This window comes from Streptomyces flavofungini (assembly GCF_041028215.1).
In the GTDB taxonomy this organism is placed as follows: domain Bacteria; phylum Actinomycetota; class Actinomycetes; order Streptomycetales; family Streptomycetaceae; genus Streptomyces; species Streptomyces flavofungini_B.
This window is the reverse complement of sequence record NZ_JASKYR010001337.1, coordinates 1-1,008: the sequence shown is the minus strand read 5'-3', so window position 1 is coordinate 1,008 and position 1,008 is coordinate 1. Positions and strand designations below refer to the sequence as shown.

The window sequence follows — 1,008 nt, the reverse complement described above, 5'->3', positions numbered from 1 at the left end:
CCCCGGCGGCGAGCCCCGTCCCCAGGGCCGTACCGGCGACCAGCATCACCACCGCCTGGCCCAGCGCGTCCCGCAGCAGATAGGGCGTCGAGGCGCCCAGCGCCTTCAGTACGGCGATGTCGCCGCCCCGCTGGATCGTCCAGACGGTGAAGAACGCCCCTATGACCAGCGCGGAGATGACGAAGAGAAAGCCCCGCATCAACTGGAGGGACCCGTTCTCCGCCTGGTAGGAGCCGATCGCGGTCAGCGCGCCGTCCAGCGACTTCGTCCGCGTCCCCGCGGCCTCGTCCCCGGCGGCCAGATCGGCCCCCTCCGTGGTGCGCAGCGCGACCACCGTGGCCCGCGGCTCCTTCGGCACCCCCTGGCGGGACAGCCGCTGCCAGTCGTCGAGGGCGACCCAGACCACGGGCGTGTGGCTGTACGAGGCATCGGAGGCGACCCGTACGACCCGCTGCTCGACCGCGCCGCCCCCGAGCCGGACACGGTCACCGGCAGCGGCCCCGAGCTCGGCGGCGGCCTTCTCGGAGAGCACCGCCCCGCCGGGCCCGACCCCGCGCGGGGCGATACCGGAGTCCGGCTCCACGCCGAACGCCGAGACCGCGGCCGACCTGTCTCCCGACGTCGCGTTCAGGGTGCTGATGCCGATGGGCCGCGCCGACGTGACGCCGGGGCGGCCGGACCACTTCTCCCAGACCGGCCGGTCCACGGAGGAGTTGGCGAAGGAGACGGACTGGCCGTCGGGCGGCGCGGCGAACGCCAGGTGGTCGGCGGGCAGCCCGGTGACAGCGGAGGTGTTCTCCTTGGCGAGCCCGGCGGTCAGACCGGACAGCAGCCCCACGAGCAGGGTGATCAGTACGACGACGGCTCCCATCAGGGCGAACCGCCCCTTGGCGAACCGCAGGTCTCTCCATGCGACGAACATGCCCCCACCCTGCGGGCCACGCCGGGTCCGGAGCATCGCGCCACAGCACGGTTCACCCGTATCGAAGGACGGAACCCCGGCTCAAC

Annotated in this window: 1 protein-coding gene; it reads right to left on the bottom strand. The window is 73.4% G+C overall.

All coding sequences use genetic code 11. The features are described from left to right. On the bottom strand, positions 1-922 hold a 922-nt coding region (locus tag AB8Z36_RS40885; protein WP_369218405.1), incomplete at its 3' end, for an ABC transporter permease. Positions 923-1,008 lie beyond the last annotated feature (86 nt).